Source organism: Paenibacillus sp. 01T422 (assembly GCF_056398785.1).
The window spans coordinates 1-1,889 of record NZ_JBFTQB010001077.1; the positions used below are offsets into that span (position 1 = coordinate 1).

At 43.4% G+C, this 1,889-nt stretch carries 1 protein-coding gene and 1 other annotated feature; the gene reads left to right on the forward strand.

Translation table 11 applies throughout. The features are described 5' to 3' along the window. The first annotated feature begins 369 nt into the window (after positions 1 to 369). Positions 370 to 602: a binding site (T-box leader), on the forward strand. 73 nt (positions 603 to 675) lie between these two features. Further along, positions 676 to 1,889: phosphoglycerate dehydrogenase (gene serA, locus AC1DUA_RS35685; RefSeq protein ID WP_477504245.1), on the forward strand; the 1,214-nt coding region annotated here is incomplete at its 3' end.

Below are 1,889 nucleotides of genomic sequence, written 5' to 3' on the forward strand. Positions count from 1 at the left end.
GCTTTGCTTCATCCAGATGATAATATTCCCACTCATGCGGTTCCCTCACATCAATAATGACGCTATCTTTCAATGCCTGTTGATCCAGAGCTTCAACAAATTTCTGCGGGTGAATACTCGTAATGTCCACTATAGCACTTCCTTCCTTACCTGCTGCAAATGCAATTCCTATTTATCCAGTACATTAGCGAAAATCGTGACAAAATACAAGCAAAAATAGCATTGCTTTCTAAGGATCCTTGCTTTAAAATAAACGAAAAAGCTTTCGCATTGTTGTCAAATATGGCTTTCATGTGAATTTGATGAAAATGATTCGACATGTATTGACACGATTTCAACAGCATGGTAATCTAATGAAAATTCTATCACAGTAAAGCGTTGACGGAGCCAAGCAAGTAAAGTAGTTTTCAGAGAGCCGATGGTTGGTGCGAATCGGTAACGAACATTTTGCGGAGCACTCCAGAGTTATTGCATTGAACTTTAGTAGATGCAGTCGGAACAGGAACACGTTACAGTTCCAGGTCGGAAGACCGATTGAGGCTTCTCATGCGAATGGGCAGCGAACTAGGGTGGTACCACGAAAGCAATCTCTCGTCCCTTTGGATATAGACATCCGTGTCTGTTCCGGAGGGTTGGGAGTTTTTTTTATGTTCATATTCTAAGGAGGTACGAATGATGTACAAAGTTCTAGTATCCGATCCAATTAGTGACATGGGAATTCAAATGCTTTATGATGCAGCTGATGTTGAAGTGGTAAAACAAACTGGTCTATCCGAAGATGAGCTCGTTTCCATCATTGGAGAATATGATGCGCTCCTGGTTCGCAGCCAAACGAAAGTTACAGAGAAAATTATGAATGCGGCAGCTAAACTAAAAGTAATCGGCCGCGCAGGCGTAGGTGTCGACAACATCGATCTGGAAGCTGCAACAAAACGCGGTATTATTGTTATCAATGCACCAGACGGCAATACAATCGCTACTTGCGAACTTACATTTGCTATGATGATGTCCACTGCTCGTATGATTCCGCAAGCTTATAAGAAAACAGTCGGCGGAGAATGGGACCGTAAATTCATCGGAGTTGAGCTTCGTTACAAAACGCTCGGTATCCTCGGGATGGGACGTATCGGAAGCGAAGTGGCAAAACGTGCGAAAGTATTCGGCATGGAAGTTATCGGGTATGATCCGTTCTTGACGGAAGAGCGCGCAGAGAAACTAGGCGTTAAGCTTGGGACTGTCAATGAGATCGTTGCAAAAGCTGACTTCATCACCGTTCACACTCCACTTACACCAGAAACACGTCACTTAATCTCCAAACCGCAGTTCGAAATTATGAAACCAGGCATGCGCCTGATCAACTGTGCTCGTGGTGGTATTATTGATGAAATGGCGATGGTTGAAGCAATCGATCAAGGTATCGTAGCTGGCGCTGCATTTGACGTATTCGAAGTAGAGCCTCCACAAAAGGATCACCCATTCTTGAACAATCCAAAAGTCATCGTAACTCCTCACCTTGGAGCATCTACTATTGAAGCGCAAGAAAACGTTGCGATTGATGTTTCTGAAGAAGTCCTTCATATTCTGCGCAATGAGCCGTTCAAGAATGCGGTTAACTTGCCGCCAGTACCAGCAAATGTTTTGAACAAACTTCAACCTTACTTCGGACTTGGCGAAAAAATTGGTTCCATTCTTGGTCAAATCGCACAAGGCGCTGTATATGAAATTGTTGTCAATTATGCTGGCGATCTGATTGATGTAGATACAAGTCAATTAACTCGTTACATTGTTAAAGGCGTTTTCCAGAATCAGCTGGAAGGCATCAACATCGTAAACGCGATGCACTTGGCTAAATCACGCGACGTGAACATCGCTGTTCAAACGTCAAATAC